The organism is Winogradskyella pacifica, from assembly GCF_003386275.1.
Lineage (GTDB): Bacteria > Bacteroidota > Bacteroidia > Flavobacteriales > Flavobacteriaceae > Winogradskyella > Winogradskyella pacifica.
In genome coordinates this window covers 515,344-535,355 of record NZ_QREI01000002.1, presented here as the reverse complement: position 1 = coordinate 535,355, position 20,012 = coordinate 515,344, and the positions used below count along the sequence as shown (strand labels likewise).

General features: G+C 35.1%; 13 protein-coding genes. 12 read left to right on the top strand and 1 reads right to left on the bottom strand.

Features of this window, described 5'->3' with window-relative positions; genetic code table 11:
• The first annotated feature begins 114 nt into the window (after positions 1-114).
• From DFQ09_RS06575 to DFQ09_RS06545, 7 genes are all read left to right on the top strand, one after another.
• Positions 115-1,707 carry a DUF6377 domain-containing protein gene (locus tag DFQ09_RS06575; protein WP_147298333.1) on the top strand — a complete coding sequence of 531 codons (1,593 nt, stop codon included), beginning with the start codon at positions 115-117 and terminating at the stop codon, positions 1,705-1,707.
• A gap of 319 nt (positions 1,708-2,026) precedes the next feature.
• Entirely contained in the window at positions 2,027-4,909 is a 2,883-nt protein-coding gene (locus DFQ09_RS06570; RefSeq protein ID WP_245940316.1) for a SusC/RagA family TonB-linked outer membrane protein, read from the top strand.
• A 32-nt stretch (positions 4,910-4,941) separates the two neighbouring features.
• A complete protein-coding gene (locus DFQ09_RS06565) occupies positions 4,942-6,417 on the top strand; it encodes a RagB/SusD family nutrient uptake outer membrane protein (protein WP_115808849.1) in 1,476 nt (491 codons plus the stop codon).
• An 18-nt stretch (positions 6,418-6,435) separates the two neighbouring features.
• Positions 6,436-8,157 carry a SusE domain-containing protein gene (locus DFQ09_RS06560; RefSeq protein WP_181897152.1) on the top strand — a complete coding sequence of 574 codons (1,722 nt, stop codon included), beginning with the start codon at positions 6,436-6,438 and terminating at the stop codon, positions 8,155-8,157.
• A 38-nt stretch (positions 8,158-8,195) separates the two neighbouring features.
• Entirely contained in the window at positions 8,196-9,611 is a 1,416-nt protein-coding gene (locus tag DFQ09_RS06555) for a glycoside hydrolase family 30 protein (RefSeq protein ID WP_245940315.1), read from the top strand.
• A 15-nt stretch (positions 9,612-9,626) separates the two neighbouring features.
• On the top strand, positions 9,627-11,114 hold the full coding sequence (locus tag DFQ09_RS06550) for a glycoside hydrolase family 30 protein (protein WP_115808846.1): 1,488 nt from the start codon (positions 9,627-9,629) through the stop codon (positions 11,112-11,114).
• Positions 11,115-11,132: 18 nt separating this feature from the next.
• Positions 11,133-12,128, top strand: coding sequence for a T9SS type A sorting domain-containing protein (locus tag DFQ09_RS06545; RefSeq protein WP_115808845.1), 996 nt, complete (start codon positions 11,133-11,135; stop codon positions 12,126-12,128).
• A 191-nt stretch (positions 12,129-12,319) separates the two neighbouring features.
• Here the strand turns inward: DFQ09_RS06545 and DFQ09_RS06540 are convergent, their stop codons facing one another.
• Positions 12,320-12,757, bottom strand: a complete 438-nt coding sequence (locus DFQ09_RS06540) for a TlpA family protein disulfide reductase (RefSeq protein ID WP_115808844.1) — start codon at positions 12,755-12,757, stop codon at positions 12,320-12,322.
• 394 nt (positions 12,758-13,151) lie between these two features.
• Between DFQ09_RS06540 and DFQ09_RS06535 the strand changes: the two genes are divergently transcribed.
• The 5 genes from DFQ09_RS06535 to DFQ09_RS06515 all read left to right on the top strand — a co-directional run bounded on the left by DFQ09_RS06535 (position 13,152) and on the right by DFQ09_RS06515 (position 20,009).
• A complete protein-coding gene (locus tag DFQ09_RS06535; protein ID WP_115808843.1) occupies positions 13,152-13,829 on the top strand; it encodes an NUDIX hydrolase in 678 nt (225 codons plus the stop codon).
• 156 nt (positions 13,830-13,985) lie between these two features.
• Complete coding sequence (locus DFQ09_RS06530) at positions 13,986-14,963, top strand: SPFH domain-containing protein (protein WP_245940314.1); 978 nt, start codon at positions 13,986-13,988, stop codon at positions 14,961-14,963.
• Position 14,964: 1 nt separating this feature from the next.
• On the top strand, positions 14,965-15,885 hold the full coding sequence (locus tag DFQ09_RS06525) for an NAD(+)/NADH kinase (RefSeq protein WP_115808841.1): 921 nt from the start codon (positions 14,965-14,967) through the stop codon (positions 15,883-15,885).
• Positions 15,886-15,996: 111 nt separating this feature from the next.
• A complete protein-coding gene (locus tag DFQ09_RS06520) occupies positions 15,997-18,735 on the top strand; it encodes an AAA family ATPase (protein ID WP_115808840.1) in 2,739 nt (912 codons plus the stop codon).
• Between the two features lie 11 nt (positions 18,736-18,746).
• Complete coding sequence (locus tag DFQ09_RS06515) at positions 18,747-20,009, top strand: DUF2130 domain-containing protein (protein WP_115808839.1); 1,263 nt, start codon at positions 18,747-18,749, stop codon at positions 20,007-20,009.
• Positions 20,010-20,012 lie beyond the last annotated feature (3 nt).

Genomic DNA, 20,012 nt, shown 5'->3' with positions numbered 1-20,012 from the left:
CGTTAGGTACTTTTTTTATCCTAATTTTAGAGGCACAATTAACCCTACTATAAAAAATAATCTTCCAAAATGCATACCTTAAAGTTCATTTTTGGCTTCATAGCAGTCTTGCTTTTGCAACATAGCCTGTGGTCTCAAAATTTAGATTCGCTGACTAAAGTACTCGAAACGAAGATGAGCAATCATAATGTCTATGAGCTTCAAAAAGAAGAACGCATCAAAAATTACCTTGCCCAGAGACATAACACTAAAGATCTTAAACAGCAATACGACATAACAAACACCATTTTTCAAGAGTATCAATTTTACAGCTTTAACGACGCCCTACAACATATTGAAAAAAACATAGAGTTAGCAGAAACACTAAATGATGATCTATTAGTCAATGAAGCCATCTTAAAAATGGGATTACTATTAGTAAATACTGGTCGATTTAAAGAATCTATTGACGCTCTAAGCGAAATAGACAGAAACGCCCTCCCAGAATCCTTAATTAATGATTACTTTATTGCCTACGAAGAAGGCTACTCTGGGTTGGCATACAATACCGCTGTGAAACGAAGCCAATCTAATTATTCCCAATTATACACGTCTTACAAAGATTCATTATATGCCAGAATACAACCAAACACCGAAGAAGCCTTACGAATAAAAGAAAAAGAACATAGAGATAGCCGTAACTTAGATAGCGCTTTTACTGTGAATTCACAGCGCTTAGATATGGTAGAGATGGGATCGAGAGGCTTTTCCCTTGTTACTTTCGAACGCTCTTTGTTGTATCAATTAAATAACCAAATCACAAAGCAAAAAGAATATCTCATGCTTTCTGCTATTTCAGATATTCAGGCTGCTGTAAAGGATAATGCCTCTATGGGAACCTTAGCAAAACTCTTATTTATAGAGGGTGATATCGATAGAGCCCACCAATACATCAATTTTTCATACGATGATGCCGAGTTTTACAATTCGCAATTACGCTTTGTAGATATCGCTAATAACATGCCTTTAATAACGAAGGCCTATGAGCAAAAAAGTACCAAACAGAAAAACAAACTTCAGAAGTCATTAATCTTTATAAGCATCTTAGCGACTTTTTTATTAGTGGCTGTCTACCTTATTTTTAAACAGGTAAAAAAAGTATCTATTGCAAGAAATAATTTAAAAGTAGCAAACGAACAACTGAAAGTATTCAATGAAAAACTAAACACCTCTAACGAAGATTTAAAACGTTTATATTCTGAACTGTCCGAAGTCGACAAAGTAAAAGAACATTACATTGGCAGTTTTTTAAATCTGTATTCCGAATATATAGACAAACTAGATGTATACAGAAAGCTGGTTCGCAAATATGTAAACGCCAATCAAATGACGGCGCTTTTAAAACTGTCAAAGTCAAAACAGTTTATAGACGAAGAACTCGAGATTTTTAACCGCAACTTTGATAGTTCATTTTTACATATTTATCCTAATTTCTTAAACGACATTAATCAACTGCTTAAACCAGAACATCAAATAGACCTCAAAAACCAAAGTGAACTCAATACAGAGTTAAGAATTCTGGCCTTAATAAAATTAGGAATTAACAACAGTTCTAGAATTGCAAAAATCTTGCGATACTCTGTAAATACCATTTATAATTATCGGGCAGCGATTAATAAATCAGCAATTGATAAAGAAAATTTTGAAGAGATGATAAAATCAGTCTAATAAATAGCGCTTTTTAATAAAAACCTAACACCTTTATTGTTGATTTAGCAGTACAATCTAAAATATCCGCCTTAAAAATCCACTTATTCCGCATTCAAAAATATTCACAAATACCTACTAAACAGATGTTTGTAAATAATTACGCGTTTCAAAAATCCACTATTTAGAATTTAGCTATTGGTCGTACAGACATATCGTAGTAATTTGCTATCGCTTATTAATTATGTATATCAACTAATATCTCTACATTCAAATGATCTATAAAAAAATAGTTTTCATCACAGCAATTTTAATGTCTTTATGGTGTGCTAATAAAAGTATGGCACAATCTAAAGTTACTGGTATCGTAACCGAAAACGGAATCATGCCTTTACCAGGCGTTTCTGTTATTATAAAAGGAACCACAATAGGAGTCAGTACAGACTTTGACGGTAAGTATGCCTTTTCGGAAGGTATTAACGACAACTCCATATTGGTATTTAGTTATCTCGGATTTAAAACCCAAGAGATTCTAGTCAACGGTCAATCAGTAATCGATGTACAATTACAAGAAGATACAAGTCTTTTAGACGAAGTCGTACTTGTCGGTTACGGATCACAACTAAAAAAAGATATCACAGGATCTGTATCCACTATAGATAGTGAGGCTTTTGAATCACGACCAAATACGCAAGTCGGTTCCTTATTACAAGGGCAAACGGCAGGTGTACAAGTCATATCAGGTTCCGGAAAACCGTCGGGCGGATTTAGTGTACGTATTAGAGGAACCAATTCAATTAATGCCAGTAGTGAACCATTATATGTGGTTGATGGTGTTCCAACAACAGATACCAGAGCTATTAATCCAAGCGATATCGATACCATAACAGTCCTTAAAGATGCCTCGTCTGCTGCAATTTATGGAGCACAAGGTGCTAATGGTGTTGTTTTAATCACCACTAAAAGAGGGACCACAGCAAAACCAAAAGTAAGCTTAGATGTCTATACTGGTGTCTCTCAAGTTTGGAATACCCTACCAGTTTTAAATGGTGAACAGTATAGAGATTTAATGACCGAAATGGGCCTAACTACCGATTGGGACAGCTATACAGAACGTACCGATTGGCAAGATGAAATTTTCCAAAATGGATTCTCACAAAATTACCAAGCCTCAGTGTCTGGTAAAACAGAAGGGACTAACTATTTTGTATCTGCAGGGCATTTGTCACAAGAAGGTGCTGTAAGAAGTTCAGAAATAGCCCGAAGTAATTTTAAAATCAATTTCGATCAAGACATCAATGATTGGTTAAAAATCGGAACGAGAATAGCTTATACCTCGTACAAAGATGTAGATGTCAATGATAATAATAGCGTCAATCAAGGTGGTGTGCTTTTAGGTGCATTAACCACACCATCCATAATTGGAGTATACAATGATAATGGCATGTTTACTAGTAACCCGTTTCAAAACTGGGAAAACCCATTAGCAAGTACAGATGGCTTAGATAGAGAGTATAATAACGAACGCTTTTTAGGAAACATCTATTTAGAAGCCAAGTTTTTAGAAAATTTCAAATACAGATTCAATTATGGTATTGACAACAGCCATGGTGTTTTTGATTCTTTTCTAGACCCATTTAGAACGGGTTATGGTGTCGCAATAGGAGGTCAAGGCATCAACAATACAGATAAAAAGTCCTACTATATTGTAGAAAACACCTTAAGTTTTAATAAACGATTTAACAAGCACGCTGTTGAGGCTTTAGTTGGTTCTGTGGCGCAAAAATTCAGTTATGAAAACAGTTCGATACAAACAAGAAATTTTGCTAGCGCATCGGTAACAACACCAAATGGTGGATCGGAACTATTTGATGCCTCAGCTTGGAAATCAGAAAGAGCCAATGCCTCTTTTTTAAGTAGAGTGAATTATAGTTTTGATGACAAATACTTACTAACTGCCAACTTTAGAGCAGATGGTTCTAGTGTATTCGGTCCAAATCAAAGATGGGGTTATTTTCCATCCTTCTCTGTGGGTTGGAGAGTGTCTAACGAAAATTTCATGAAAGAAGATAGCTTTATAAATGATCTTAAAATTAGGGCAGGCTGGGGAATTGTAGGTAACGACAATATTAATGCTTACAGTTATTTAGGACGTGTAGGATCTGGTGCTAATTATCCTTTTGGTGGAGCTGCGCAACCTGGTACATACCCAGCATCGATTGAAAATCTTGAATTAAAATGGGAAGAATCTGAACAAACTAATATTGGTTTCGACCTTACCATGTTCGATAACAGAGTGAATCTTACGGCGGATGCTTACATCAAAAAGACTAACGATTTACTGCTAAATGCTCCTTTACCAACCGCAACAGGTTTCGATAATGCCATTAGAAATATTGGTGAAATCCAAAATAAAGGAATTGAATTCGCTTTAAATACAGTAAACATCCAAACTGAAAGTTTATCATGGAAAACAGGATTTAATATCTCATTCAACCGCAACGAAGTAATTAGTTTGGTGGGTCAAGAACTCTTGCAAGGTGGCATAACAGGTGGTAGAGGTGAAGCCAGCTTAGTTAGAGAAGGGGAGCCTCTAGGGCCCTTATATGGCTATATTTTTGGAGGTGTAGATCCTACAACAGGAGATGCCTACTACGTAGATAAAGACGGGAATTCAACCTTTACACCAAGTGCTGATGACCGTACGATTATCGGAGATGCTAATCCAGATTTCTTCTATGGAATTACTAGTAATTTAAATTATAAAGGCTTTGGACTATTTGTATTCCTTCAAGGGTCTCAGGGTAATGATATGTTAAACGTAACACGTATTGACACGGAAGGAATGATAGATCCTAAAAACCAATCTATAGCAGTATTAAATCGCTGGAGACAACCGGGAGATATAACAGATATACCTAGAGCAAGTTTCGGAAATAGTGACAACTCTAGAGTTTCAACACGCTTTATCGAAGATGCATCCTATTTAAGATTCAAAACAATAACCTTAAGCTATGATTTACCTCAAACTATAATTGATAAGCTAGGAATAACAGCATTAAAGATTTATGGCACTGGCGAAAATATGTTTACCATCACAGACTATTCAGGCTTTGATCCTGAAGTGAATGCTTTCGGTGGAAGTAACACGGTTCAGGGTATCGATTTCGGAACCTATCCGCAAACAAGGAATGTAATTTTCGGAATCAACGCAACTTTTTAAGGGATCATAAAATAATTAAATAAACATAAACCATGAAAATATTTAAAACAGCAATAATAGGATTACTTCTATCTGCAACTATGGGTTGTGAGGATTATTTAGACCTGCAACCAATTTCAGAAGAAACGAGTAGTAATGCTTATGACACTGCAAGTCAAATAGATGCGGCATTGGTGGGTGCTTACGAGTCCTTTCAATCGTCAGAGTATTATGTTTGGGATAATGTATTATTACAAGATGTACGTTCAGACAACTGTTATGCAGGTGGTGATAATCCGGAAATATTCCAATACGATTATATCGATATTGCTCCGACACATTCAAGATTATTTACGCACTGGTCTAACCTATACAACGCCATTTCAAAAGCCAACTTAGTTATAGAACGTGTCGATGGGATCAATGACCCCTTACTTACAGAGGAACGCAGAAACCAAATTAAAGGGGAAGCCATCTTTTTAAGATCATACCACTATTTTACTTTAGTTAAACTTTGGGGAGGTGTACCATTAATTACCAACACCATAACATCTACAGAAGCTGCAAGCGTAAATATCCCAAGAGCATCTATAGAAGCAGTTTATGCGCAAATCACAACAGATTTAGAGTTAGCCGCAACGTTATTACCAGACGTTTATGGTAATGATGCAAGTGTTAACAAAGCAAGAGCAACTGCTGGTGCAGCGCATGCATTGGCAGCAAAAGCCTATGCACAACAACCATCTCCAGATTATGACGCCGTATTAGGACATATCGAAGCTGTTGAAAGTAGTAGTGCCAATTATACCCTGATTCCTTACGACCAACTATTTAATGGTAATAATTATAACAATGCAGAATCGATAATTGAGGTGCAGTACCTAGGAGGTAACGAAGGGAATTACGGACCCCAACTACTGTTACCACCGTCTGTAAGTGGTGACTCGTGGAGGAAATTTGTAACTCCATCGGTCGACTTGATTAATACGTTTGATGCTGAAGGAGATACGGTAAGAAAAAATGCTAGTGTTTTATTCGAGTCGGTGCAATGGGTCGATGAGTTTTGGGAAAACACCCAAGGGGCAACAATTCCTTTTAGTTACAAATGGAAAAATGCAAGTGGTTTCGCTAGTGCCGACAATACGTACCTCATAAGATATGGTGATATCGTATTACTTAAAGCCGAAGCCCTAAATGAGACCAACCAACTACAGGCTGCTATAAATGAAGTCAACAAAATAAGAACTAGAGTACAATTGCCAGACCTCACCAATGCGCAAAGCAGTTCGCAACAAGTATTACGTCAATCCATATTAAAAGAACGTCGCTTAGAGTTATTTCAAGAAGGACAACGTTGGGATGATTTGGCTAGAAATAATGCTTTAGTCGCAACAATGAACGCACTCGTAGAAGTCGATTTAAGAACAGGGAACACCGTAGATTATAATATGACGGAGGCTAAAAAGTTACTGCCAATACCACAACAAGAATTGGATAGAAACCCAGCATTAGTTCAAAACCCACTATAACATTTAGAAACTATGAAAATGAAAAGACTATTGTTAAAAACAGGCATCCTCATATTCGCGTTTGCGTTTACAGCGTGCGAAAAGGAAGACAACTTACAACCAGAAGGGCAGTGGGACCTAAGTGAAGCAGTCATATTAGCTCCTACAGCAGACCAAACGATTATCTTAGATGAAGATACACCCAATGAAACCATAACCTTTAATTGGGACCCAGCAGAATCCTCTGCAGGCTATGCCGTAACTTATGAAGTACTCATAAAACCTTCTAATGCAACTGATTTTTCAGCACCGATATTTGCTTCAGAATCGTATAATAACGGTACAGCAACAGCATTATCTGTAAGTTATGCAGATATGGATGAGGCATTGGCCTTTGCAGGCTTCCCTGCAAACCAAGAAGCAGAGATCACATTTGCAATTAAAGCAATAAGTTTAAGTAAAACGAGTATGGCAACCTCAGAATTAAAGGTGACGCGTTTTGAAACAGAAGCCTTGCCACAAACATTATACATCTCTGGTACTGCAACAGAAAACAGTAACGATTTATCTCAAGCCATAGCCTTAAAAAGACTAACAGATAGCAACGGTGCTTTATCTAATAATTATGAGGTCTATACCAGTTTAGTGGCTGGTGAAACCTATATGTTTTATAGTGAGCGCTCACTACCTGCGTTGCAGTTTGGTGGTAGCGACGGTAGCATAGAGCCTTTTGGAGACGCCATTGTTGCAGAAAACTCTGGCGTCTACAGAATAACTGTGAATTTAGATAACAACACATACCAGTTACTTCAAATTGACTTTTGGAGTATGGTAGGCACCCCAATCAATGGGGGTTGGGGCGGAGACGAACCTCTAGATTACAAAGGAAATGGAATTTGGCAAGCGTCTATCAATCTCATAGAAACAGGCGGATTTGTCTTTAGAGCGAATGGCGATTGGGGGTATTTATTAAAGCGCGTTGTAGGCACACCAAATTCTTTAGTCTTAGAAAGCGATGCGGGCAATCAAGGAGTAACTGTTGAAGACATTCCAAACAATCAAACCGGACTCTATATCGTAACCTTAGATTTATCGGCTGAAAATTACAACTACGCTTTTGAAATGGATGATACCGTCGTAGCACCTATTGAAACTCCAGCGCAATTATTCCTGTTCGAGAATGGGACAATGATCCAAGAGTTAGCATTAAACGGAGACGTATTTAGTACCGATAGATTTATTCCTATGCAAGCCAGTAATAGCTATACTTTAAATAGCGCATCTGACGGGAGTGGAATAGCTTATTCAGTTAACGGCCTATTGGGTGATAGCCTTATACCTGATGGTGATTTGGTATCAGATGCTCTAACCTTAGTTGAAAACAACAATACCTTTACGTTGGTATCCGATAGAGCCATACGTATTAGTATAAACTTTAGCACGCCAGAACTCACCTGGAGCTATTACAACTTTAAATTATTCCATTGGCAGAATTGGGATGATAGAGTAGAATTACCAATGACATACAGTCATCCAAACACCTTTACCATAACCGCAGATCTTATAGCGGGCTCAGAAAGTAAATTTATTAGTCCTTGGGATTTTGATATGGGAAGCGACAGTCCTACAGAATCAGTAGGTAACCTAATCAACGGAGGAGGATCAAACTTAGCAAACATCAATAGTGATGGATCTTATACCGTAACCATAATTCTAGAGGACGATTACCAATCTGGGACTTACGAATTTGCGCAACAATAAAACACATCGAACTCATGAATTTTAAAAATAGACATACATTGAAATTTTATTTAACACTTGCGGTAATAATAGCGCTTCAAGCCTGTGACAAAGAAGACACAAAAACATATGCACCACCTGTAGTGGGTGAAGTTAATGTTGACTTTTACCTCACCACACCAGATGAAGCAAATCTTTTAACTCCAACAACTAGCGGTATATTCCCATTAGCGACAAACACTAATTTTACAATTAATGTTTCAGAAAATACAAGCTATCAAGAAATGGATGGTTTTGGATATACATTAACCGGTGGTAGTGCCACGTTAATGAATAACATGTCATCATCTTCAAGAGCAGATCTATTACAAGAGCTTTTCGGATCAAGTGACACAAGTATTGGGCTCAGTTATTTAAGAATCAGTATTGGGGCATCCGATTTAGATGCGACAACCTTTAGCTATAATGATTTACCAAACGGACAAACCGATGTCAATCTAGATAACTTCTCCATAAATCCTGATATGGCGAATCTGATTCCTGTATTACAAGAAATCCTAGAGATTAACCCTAACATCAAAATACTGGGTTCTCCTTGGTCAGCACCAACTTGGATGAAGTCGAATAACTCTACTATCGGAGGAGAGTTATTACCACAGTATTACGATACCTATGCCAATTATTTTGTAAAGTATATCGAAGCAATGGCAGCACAAGGCATCATTATCGATGCCATCACCATACAAAATGAGCCAGAAAATCCATATAACAACCCAAGTATGGTAATGAGTGCAGAGCAACAAAAAACATTTATCCGCGACCATTTAGGGCCTACTTTTCAAACAGAGAATATAGCAACAAAGATTATTCTTTTCGATCATAATTTAGATCATCCAGAATACCCTATTTCAATATTAAATGATGCCACAGCAAAAAATTATATAGATGGTTCTGCTTTTCACTTGTATGCAGGGCAAATTGATAATATGTCGCTAGTGCATAATGCACATCCAGACAAAAATGTGTATTTCACAGAACAATGGATTCAAGCACCAGGAAATTATGAAGCAGATCTAAAATGGCATGTTAGAGAACTATTGGTCGGAGCACCAAGAAATTGGAGCAAAAACGTATTGCAATGGAATTTAGCCGCAGATCCAAACAACAATCCACACACCGATGGTGGCTGTACAGAATGTTTAGGTGCTATAACAATTGATGGCAATTCAGTACAAAGAAACGTAGGCTACTACATTATGGGCCATGCCTCAAAATTTGTACCTGCAGGCGCTGTAAGAATTGAATCTAATACCGCCTCTGAGTTCCCTAATGCAGCCTATAAAACACCAGATGGTAAAATCGTTGTCATCGTTTTAAACAACTCCGATGTACAAAATGCTCTAAATATTAACGCCGCAGATAACCCTATAACCGTAACCATGCCAGCAGGTGCCGTAGCCACTTTTGTTTGGTAATTAAAAAATTAAGAAATGATTAAAAAGTGTTTATATACCCTAGTCCTCGTCGCAACGTTCACAGCGTGTAAACAGAAAGAAAAGAATACCGAAATTAAAATGGATGCTGTTGAGACTAAGACCAAAGCAAAAACAAAGGTCTTAGGTAAAACTGTTGAAGTATACACCACAGCTGAGGGAACAGACAAAAGACTCTCGTCGGAAGCCCCAAAAACCTTTACTGAGGCACAGCAACCTTTAGAAACGGAAGTCGCTATTTTTGTGAATCCTGAAAAACAATTTCAAGAGTTTTTAGGCATCGGTGGCGCTATTACAGATGCTTCTGCAGAGGTGTTTTCTCAACTAAGCAATGATAAGCAAGAGGAATTTTTAAAGGCGTATTTCTCAGAGGAAGGAATTAACTATAACATCATTAGAACCAGCATTCACAGTAGTGATTTTGGCTTAGGTAGTCATACCTATATCGAAGAAGGGGATAAGGAACTAAAAACCTTTACAATTGAAAAGGATAGAGAAAAGCGCATCCCTTTAATTAAACGTGCGCAAGCACTTATTAAAGACGATTTGGTATTCTACGCGAGCCCTTGGAGCCCACCAGCTTTCATGAAAACCAATAATCACATGCTACAAGGTGGTAAATTATTACCAGAATATTACCAAACTTGGGCGGACTATTTTGTAAAATTTATTGAGGCTTATGAAGCGGAAGGCATACCGGTTTGGGGTGTCACTATCCAAAACGAACCAATGGCCGTACAGCGCTGGGAATCTTGCATTTACACTGCCGAAGAAGAACGCGATTTTCTAAAGAATAACTTAGGCCCAACATTCGAAAAGAATGGAATGGCAGATAAGAACATTGTGGTTTGGGATCATAACAGAGATCTTATTTCACATAGAGCCAATACCATTTTCGAAGACGAAGAGGCTATGAAATACGCATGGGGAATTGGATTCCATTGGTATGAAACCTGGACAGGTGGAGAGCCTAAATACGATAACTTAAAAAATATTAAAGAATCGTTTCCAGACATGAATTTATTATTCACAGAAGGCTGTCAAGAAAAATTCGATCCTACGCAATACCAACGTTGGTCTAACGCAGAGCGTTACGGCAATTCTATGATTAATGATTTTAATAGTGGCACAGTGGGTTGGACCGACTGGAACATCCTATTAAATGAAAAAGGTGGACCTAACCATGTGCAAAACTTTTGCTTTGCGCCGATTCATGCAGACACGCAAAACAATGAACTAATTTATACACCGACCTATTATTATATCGGTCACTTTTCAAAATTCATCAAGCCAAAAGCAAAGCGTATAAGTACAACGACCAGCAGAAGTACTATAGAAAGTACAACCTTTCAAAATCCAGACGGACAAATCGTTACTGTCGTAATGAATAAAACCGACGAGCCTATTGATTATAAAGTAATGGTTGGGGATTCTGAAATCAGAAACAACATCTTGCCCCATGCAATGCAAACACTAATTTATTAATTAAAACACGTTTCTATTATGAAGAAAAATGACATTAAGAAACTAATGATGCTACTTATGCTAGTAGCGTTTCAAGCAAATGCCCAAGTAGATGTCACGCTTAAAGTAGACATGTCCGCAGAGACCGTCAGTGCAGATGGCGTTCATGTGGTGGGTACTATTAATGGGTGGTCTACAGATGCTACAATGTTAACGCAAGAAGGAGCTACAGGTATTTATTCGGTAACCGTACAATTAAACGAAGGTTGGCATCGGTATAAGTTCTTAAATGGAAATGCTTGGGGCACCGAAGAAGCGGCAAGTTACCCTTGTGCTCCTTCAAACGGAGATCGCTTTTTGTATGTCAATGATTCGGGTATGCCGCTTACTTTAGAAACAGTACCGTTTAATGGATGTAACCCTTCTGGTACAGGGTTCGAAGTCACCTTTAATGTCGATATGGCAAGCGAAGGCACCATTCCTTCAGGCAATGTCCATATGGCAGGTTGGTTTACGGATTGGAATCCAGAAGTCTTAAACTTCCCAAATGCTACTGGAGATATCCATAGCGGCACCTTACGTTTTCCAACACCAGCAGACTATCCCATAGAATTTGAATATAAATATTTAAGTGCTGCAGGTTGGGGTAATGATGAAACACCAGGACCAGAGGCTTCATGCCCTTCAGTAACAGGTGCCAACAGATTAATTACAGTTAATACATCTGGCGAAAACATATACGATGTATTCAATGCCTGCACCTATGCCTTAAGCACAGAAGACGTTATGGCGAATACCTTCACAACGACGTATAACAAAGCAACACGACAAGTGAAGATGTCTAGTATAGCATCACAAGCTGAGGTAGCAACGCTAAGCGTTTACGACCTTAATGGCAAATCGGTACAAACTAATAATAACTTAAATACATTAAATGAGATCACTGTTAATTTTCAAAACCAAGCTAACGGTATCTATTTTATAAGAATAGAATCTGGAACCAAACAATGGGTGAAGAAAATTATAGTATACTAAAGTAAAAACACAAGTAACGTAGTCTAAAGCGTTCTGTATAAGCAATTATACAGAACGCTTTTATATAAACAACTACCGATTACAATAGCAAATCAAAAAATCTCTACTTCAGTTCGAGTGTCCCCACCTTTTAGTCGGGATGTATCAAGAACCTTCTAAAAAAACAGATCACAAACTATACAGTACATAATCTATTTTTCCACAAGACTTTCTAAAGCATAAAACAAACGGTTTTTAGCATTGGCTTGAGAACCAAAAATAGAACGATACAGCACACCATCCTCAGAAATTAAAACCCATTGTGGTGTCCCTTCAGATTGAAATTGATCAAATACTTGACGATTCTTATCTATATAAATAGGAAACGGAATTTCTCCACTAGTAAAAATACTTTTGATATTAGCTTTGGTTCCTATTCTACCCGGAAAATCCGCATGGATACCTACAACTTGTATGTTAGGATAGATATGTTGAAACTCATAAGCCAAGGGAATAGCGCGTCCTGTGCAGCCTAAACAATCATTATTATAAATAATTAGCAACAGAATCTTGTGCTTATAGACTTGCATCAAATCTACAGGAACACCATCTAAATCGACAACGTTTATGGAGGTAATAGGGTTGGTCATGGTACAAAGCATAGGGAATAGTGAAGATAATCGTTTTCTAAAGACCGACAAACATTACATACTAATAACGTCATTATCCTGAAAGACTTTATGATAAACCTCTCGACTACACATGTAAAGTTACTCTGATTATTTAGATATTTCAACTTGTTTTTAATGACATCAGTTTGAGTGTCCCGACCCTTTCAGTCAGAATGTATCGAGCACCAATGTCAGTTCGAGTGTTTATTAATTCGAAGTACAACGAAGAATTAAGAAATGTATCGAGAACCTTTACGTCAGTTCGAGTGTCCCGACCTTATAGTTGGGATGTATCGAGAACCTGATAATAATCCAAATCTATAGTTAGTACAAACAAGTTTAAATTTATACTTTTGTGTACAAACTACACATAATGAGTAATCAATCCATAAAACTTTCTGTAGATGCTGTTGTATTCGGATACGAAGAAGGCGACATATCTGTATTATTAATCAAAAGAAAATACGAACCATTTAAAGGAGAATGGGCTATTCCTGGTGGTTTTGTACTCAATGATGAATCCTTAGAGGAAGCTGTTGAAAGAGAACTTCACGAAGAAACAGGGATTAAGATTAATTACTTAGAACAACTATACACCTTCGGAAAGCCAAGTAGAGACCCAAGAGGTAGAGTAGTGTCCGTAGCTTATTTTGGATTGGTACGACCAAATGCCTATAAAATTGTGGCTTCGACTGATGCAGAACAAGTACAGTGGTTTAATATTAATGAATTACCCAAGTTATCATTCGACCATAAAGAAATCTTAAATGCAGCAATAGAGCGCCTGCAAGGTAAAATAACATATGAGCCTATTGGCTTTGAACTATTAGATAAAAAATTCCCGTTTTCAGATTTAGAAAAACTGTATACGACTTTACTAGGTCGTGATATCGACAGACGTAACTTCCGTAAGAAAATGCGGGGCTTAAATGTGTTAGATGAACTAGATGAAAAAGTATCTAAAGGTTCAGGTCGACCAGCAAATTTATTCCAATTCAATCCCAAGCGTTATTTCCAACTAAAAGAAGAAGGTATTATTTTTGAAATATAAAACCTTTTAAATCAACACTATAAATAGTTTGCGTAAAAATAACACATAATAAAGTTGGCGGATAATTTATTTCGATTTACATTTGTGTTATAATTACGCAAATAACCTTAAATACTCAATATTATGTTAGGAATAAATTATATCAAATTCGACTCAATGAATTACGTTATTCATTATCAAAACGGAAAAATTAAGAAAGAGGGAAGAGGGTTATCATTCTTTTATTTCTCTCCAAATGCATCAATTGTTTCTATTCCGGTGCAGAGTAATGATTTTCAATTTGTATTTAATGAAACCACTAAAGATTACCAAGAGGTTACGATACAAGGTCAAGTCACTTACAAAATTGTACAGCCAAAGCAACTCGCAGAAACCTTAGATTTTACGGTAAATAGTAAAAAGCAATATTTAAAGAGCGACTACGAAAAAATTCAACAACGTATAATTAATGAAGCACAAACAGCAAGTGCCTCTATTATTCAGAAACTAAGTCTTAAAGAAGCATTACGACAATTAGAAGGTATAGAAAACGAAATATTCACTAGCGTACAAGATTCTAAAGCTGTTAAAATGCTTGGATTAGAAATTCTTAGTGTCAACGTACTTGGCGTCTCTCCAAACCCAGAAATGGCAAGAGCCTTAGAAGCACAAACAAGAGAGTCTTTACAAAAGGAAGCCGATCAGGCGGTTTATGAACGCAGAAATTTTGCTGTAGAACAAGAGCGCATTATAAAAGAAAGTGAACTAAATACTGAAATCGCAGTAGAGGAGAAGCAAAAGCAAATTGTAGAGAAGAAAATGGAAACAGATGTTGTAAAGCAAGAAAACGAACAGAAACTTAACGAAATGAATATGACCTCTAGTATCGCTCTAGAAGAACAAAAGAAAGCGCTTATAGATATTCAAGTAACAAATGAGAAGAAAGAAGCAGATGTTAAAGAGTATGTATTAAATGCCAACTTAAAACCTTATAAAGAGTTAGACTGGAAAACATTAATGGCAATCAGTAATAACGGTAACGATCCAAGCAATAATATTGCTTTAGCCTTTAGAGAATTAGCGGAAAATGCCGATAAAATTGGAAACCTTAATATCTCTCCAGACTTATTAGAGTCTCTTACCAAAAGTAAATAATATGAAATTCGAAAACGTCATAATAATTAGAGATAAAACAAGGCTTGAGCAATTAATCGAAAGATTCAACTCTAAGGCTCAAGCCAAATTTTATATTGAAAGTTCTGGTGGAGACTTTGCCTTTTTTGAAAGCGAACATCATACGTTTTATGAATCCCTTTCAAATATTAAGACAACCATCACAGATAGTCTCAAATACAAAGTAATCAATAGGTCTTTTTTGCCCACTTATATATTTACAGCAAAAGATATTGTACTCGTAATTGGGCAAGATGGCTTAGTCGCCAATACAGCAAAATACGTTAACGGATTACCAATAATAGGTATAAATCCAGATCATAAACGCTATGATGGCATTCTATTAAAACATGCACCCAACGATTTAAAAGACCTACTCAAAAAGATGCTCAAAGGCACGTACAGCACCAAACAAGTCACAATGGCTAAAGCCACTTTAAACGATGGACAAGAATTATTGGCTTTTAATGATTTTTACATCGGTGCAGATTCACACGTATCGTCTAGATATAGCATAGAATTTAATGGCATAAAAGAACAACAATCCTCAAGTGGTATTATAGTATCAACCGGAGCAGGTTCTACAGGGTGGTTAAGTTCTATTTTTAATATGACCAATAATATTTCTGGTTATTTTCATAATGAAAGCCATTACAGTACCAAATTAGAGTGGAATGCAAACCAACTTGTTTTTGTAGTGCGAGAACCTTTTTTAAGTAAACAATCTCAAACTAATATCGGCTACGGCATAATAACAGAAAACACCACATTAAAAATTGAATCTAATATGCCTACAAAAGGAATTATTTTTAGTGATGGTATTGAATCCGATTTTTTGAATTTCAATTCTGGTAGTATTGTAGAGATTGGATTAGCTGATGAGAGAGCTAATTTGGTGGTTTAAAGTTTTGATCTTTACGGTTTTCCTTAAAAGATCTCTTACAATATTCTCTATATTTAGACTCTCCTTATAATTAGTTTGTTTTGAGAACAAAAAATATAATACCATAAATATATGAGTAATGCAATTTATCACTTATCAAGATTATCTTTTAATCAAATTGAATGGATAACAGAATTAAAAAACAAATTATGTCAAAATGGGATTATTAGCGATGAAGATATTCAAATAGCATTTGAAAAGATCAATTCAACAAAAACCCTAAGTGATTTTTTATATCAAATAACTTCAACGCCTTCTGTAGAAAATACACAGTCATTGTATAGGTTCTATGAAAATGTCAATCTTGAAGGTTTATATGATGGAAAAGAAATCGTATTTAGTCCTGAATTAACAATTATTTATGGGAAAAATGGAAGTGGAAAAACTAGTTTTTTCAAAGCGCTAAAGGATGCTTTCTATAAACCACAAAAAATTAAAGGAAATATATATACACCTTCAACTAATCCAATTTCAGCAAAGTTTGATTTTGTTAAAAAGGAAAAACATTTAGTATTTCAAAAAAAAGGAACTTCAACTAATTTTCCTGGTTCAGAATTACAAACATTTAATTGGAATGTTGGTAATCAAATAAATTCTAATTTAAAATTCTGTGATAGAGAAATTTTAGATAGTTCACTGCACAAAAAAGATACTGGTTGGAGTATAGATCGATATAAGTTAGGATATTATGATTTGTTAAGAGATGCGGTTGATAAAGTTTCAATGAAAGTGGCTTTAAAAATCGCAGAAATCAATGGAGATTATAATGCAAATCTACAATCATTATTAAATGGTTTGAAATCGGATAAGGATGAAGGAATAAAAAAAAATATCCAAAATAATTTAACAGATGTGCGAGTATTAAAAAGTAGTTTCACTTTATTTTCAAATTATATTCTCGAAGATGGACATGCAGATAAAAAAATTAATATTCAAAAAAGAGCAACAATATCAGTAAAAGAATTAAATGATAAAATACAAGCACAAAAAGCTAAACAAGTAATACTAAAAAATATTCAAAGTATTACTGCGGAAAAAACTCATATATGTATTGAATTAAATCAAATTAAAAATAAAGTTGCAAGGATTAAAAAACTAAAAAACAGTCTAGATTTTTCTAAATTAGAACAGTATCAATTGATTTTTGAGCCTAGTAAAAATAATCAAGCATTTATTGAATTATTCAAAAAAATCACAGAAACGGCCTTAGTCTTTGGATACGAAAACTATCCAGAAGAAGTGGATAAATGCTTTTATTGTAACCAAAATTTGCCTGAAACAAACAAATCATTAATTAAGGAGATCCACTCTTTAATTGACAACGAGATAAACTCGGAAATAGATGAATTAGAGAAAGTATTAGAAGCTTTTAGAAAACGTATAAATGCTGTAATAGAAAAAGAAACACCCATTTATGAATACAATTCTATAGGTGATATTTATGAATGTTTAAGCAATGAAAAAATTGAATTGAGTAATTTACACGAGCAAGCTTTCGATTGCACTACTTTATCAATGATTGAAGTTGAAATAAAAGAGTTAAAGAATTCAATTTCATCAATTGACTCCGTTTGGACAAATAATGACTGTTTGTTCGATATAGCACAGTCCGAAGAAAAAATTATTCAAATTCAGATTAATCAATTAGAAAAACAACTCCTTGATATAGAGAAAAATAAAAAGAAGGCTCTTGAAGAATTAAATTCTCTTGAGGATGTAGAATTTTGCGTTAGTCAGAAAGCTTTATTGTTGTCTCTTTTGACATTACTTAGTGAGTCTTCAAAGTATAATCTAGTTAGTAACAATTTTACTAATATTAAATCTAAAATATCTCGAGATAAAGGAAGAGTAGAAACAGAATTAATTAGACAAAATTATCTAGAAACGTTTAACTCTAATTTAGATTTTTTTGAGCTTCCGAGAAGAGAGCGATTTAGTAGACCATTTTCTAATCCAAGTGGACAAAGTAAAGTAGAAGCAAAAATTCAAGTTGATAGCAATACATTTGAAGTTTCTGAAATACTCAGCGAAGGAGAAGCGAAAGTTTATTCCTTTTGTGATTGGCTAACAGAATTAGAGTATGACGATAATAAAATATTAGTTTTTGATGATCCAGTAAATAGCTTGGATCAAGTAAATATTTATAAAGTGGTCGACAAAATTATTACTTTAAGTAAAACTTATCAAGTGATTGTTTTTACTCATCATTTTGAGTTTTATCATAGATTAATACAAAAATCTTTAGGAGGTTCACCTCTTAAAAAAGGGAAATGTGAGTTATGTAAAAATGATACAGAAAGTAACCAATGTACAGGTTTAAATACAACTACAAATGTTACTCATAAGTGCGGAAAATATTATATGATTGAACATATCTTAAGGCCTGGACAAGTTGTTGAAGATGTTATGTTTCTAACTTTAGATTGGGAACAGAGAATAGAAGTTTTAAGAAGAAATTTATTAAACGGAGATATTAGAGAAGCCGATAAACATTTGAGAACTTCTATTAATAATTTCTTTGAGAGATATGTAATGAATGATATAAAAAGGCAAGTATATAAGAATAATGATTTAATAAAAGAATGGAGAGGGTTTAAACAAGTTCATATAGATGACTACGATATATTAATGGATGTACATAATAAGATTTCTGGTGAATCCACAATACACGAGCCTTCGCCAGAAGTTAGAACACCATTAGACGTACAAGGCTTTATTCTTGAATTTAATAAGACTGTAAGAGCAATAAATAACATAAGAAGTTTTGAGAACCCTTCACCACCAAGAAATGTAGCAGAAATAACATTTTAAAAGTAATTGATATGAATAACGAAACCCAAATAAAATGCCCAAACTGCGGTACATCAATAGATGTACAAGATATTTTGGCACATCAATTAGAAGAAGAAATAAAGCAAAAGTATCAATCTCAAATAGCTCAAGAAAAAAAGAAATATGAAGGAGAGCAGGAAAAGTTAAAACAAGAAAAGCTTGATTTTGAACAAAAGAAAAAAAGAGAGAATGTTTTATTTCAAGAGCGTTTAGAAAACCAGCTTAAAGAAGGTAAAAGAGAAATAGAAGCTAAGCTTAAGCTAAAATTAAAAGAAGAACAATCTGAACAATTTGATGCTTTACAAAAGGAGTTAAATGAAAAATCTGAACAAGTAAAAGAATTAAATCGCTCTAAAGCAGAAATTGAAAAATTAAAGCGTGAAAAATCGGAGTTAAAAGAAGCTGCAGAAGCCGAAGCACAGAAAAAACTAAATGAAATTCTAATTTCTGAAAAAGAAAAGATTAAAAAATCTGAAGAAGATAAAAATGAATTGCGTTTTAAAGAAATGCAAAAACAATTAGAAGACCAGAAAAAACTTACTGAAGAAATGAAACGTAAGCAAGAGCAAGGTTCAATGCAACTTCAAGGAGAAGTTCAAGAATTAGCAATAGAGGAGTGGTTAGCCTCAAAATTCCCATTAGACACCATTGAGGAAATAAAAAAAGGAGCTAGAGGTGGCGATTGTATTCAAATTGTACATTCAAGAACTGAACAAAATTGTGGTACTATCTATTACGAAAGTAAGCGTACCAAGGATTTTCAGCCTACTTGGATAGAAAAATTTAAAGCAGATATAAGAGATAGAGGTGCAAATATTGGAGTTTTGGTAACAGAAGTTATGCCCTCTGATATGGATAGAATGGGTTTAAGAGATGGTATTTGGATTTGTAATTACGAAGAATTCAAAGGCCTTTGTTCCGTTTTAAGAGAAGGAATTTTACAAGTAAATAATGCAATTATTACTCAAGAAAATAAAGGCGATAAAATGGATTTGCTTTATGATTACCTTACAAGTAATACCTTCAGAATGCAAATAGAAGCCATTGTAGAAGGATTTACTCAAATGAAATCAGATCTAGATAGTGAAAAACGTTCAATGCAAAGAATTTGGAAACAACGAGAAAAACAGATTGAAAAAGTAGTTACGAATACAATTGATATGTATGGTTCAATTAAAGGAATAGCAGGAAATGCTATACAATCAGTAAAAGCTCTAGAATTACCTGGTTATGAAGAAGAATCTGATTTCTAATAA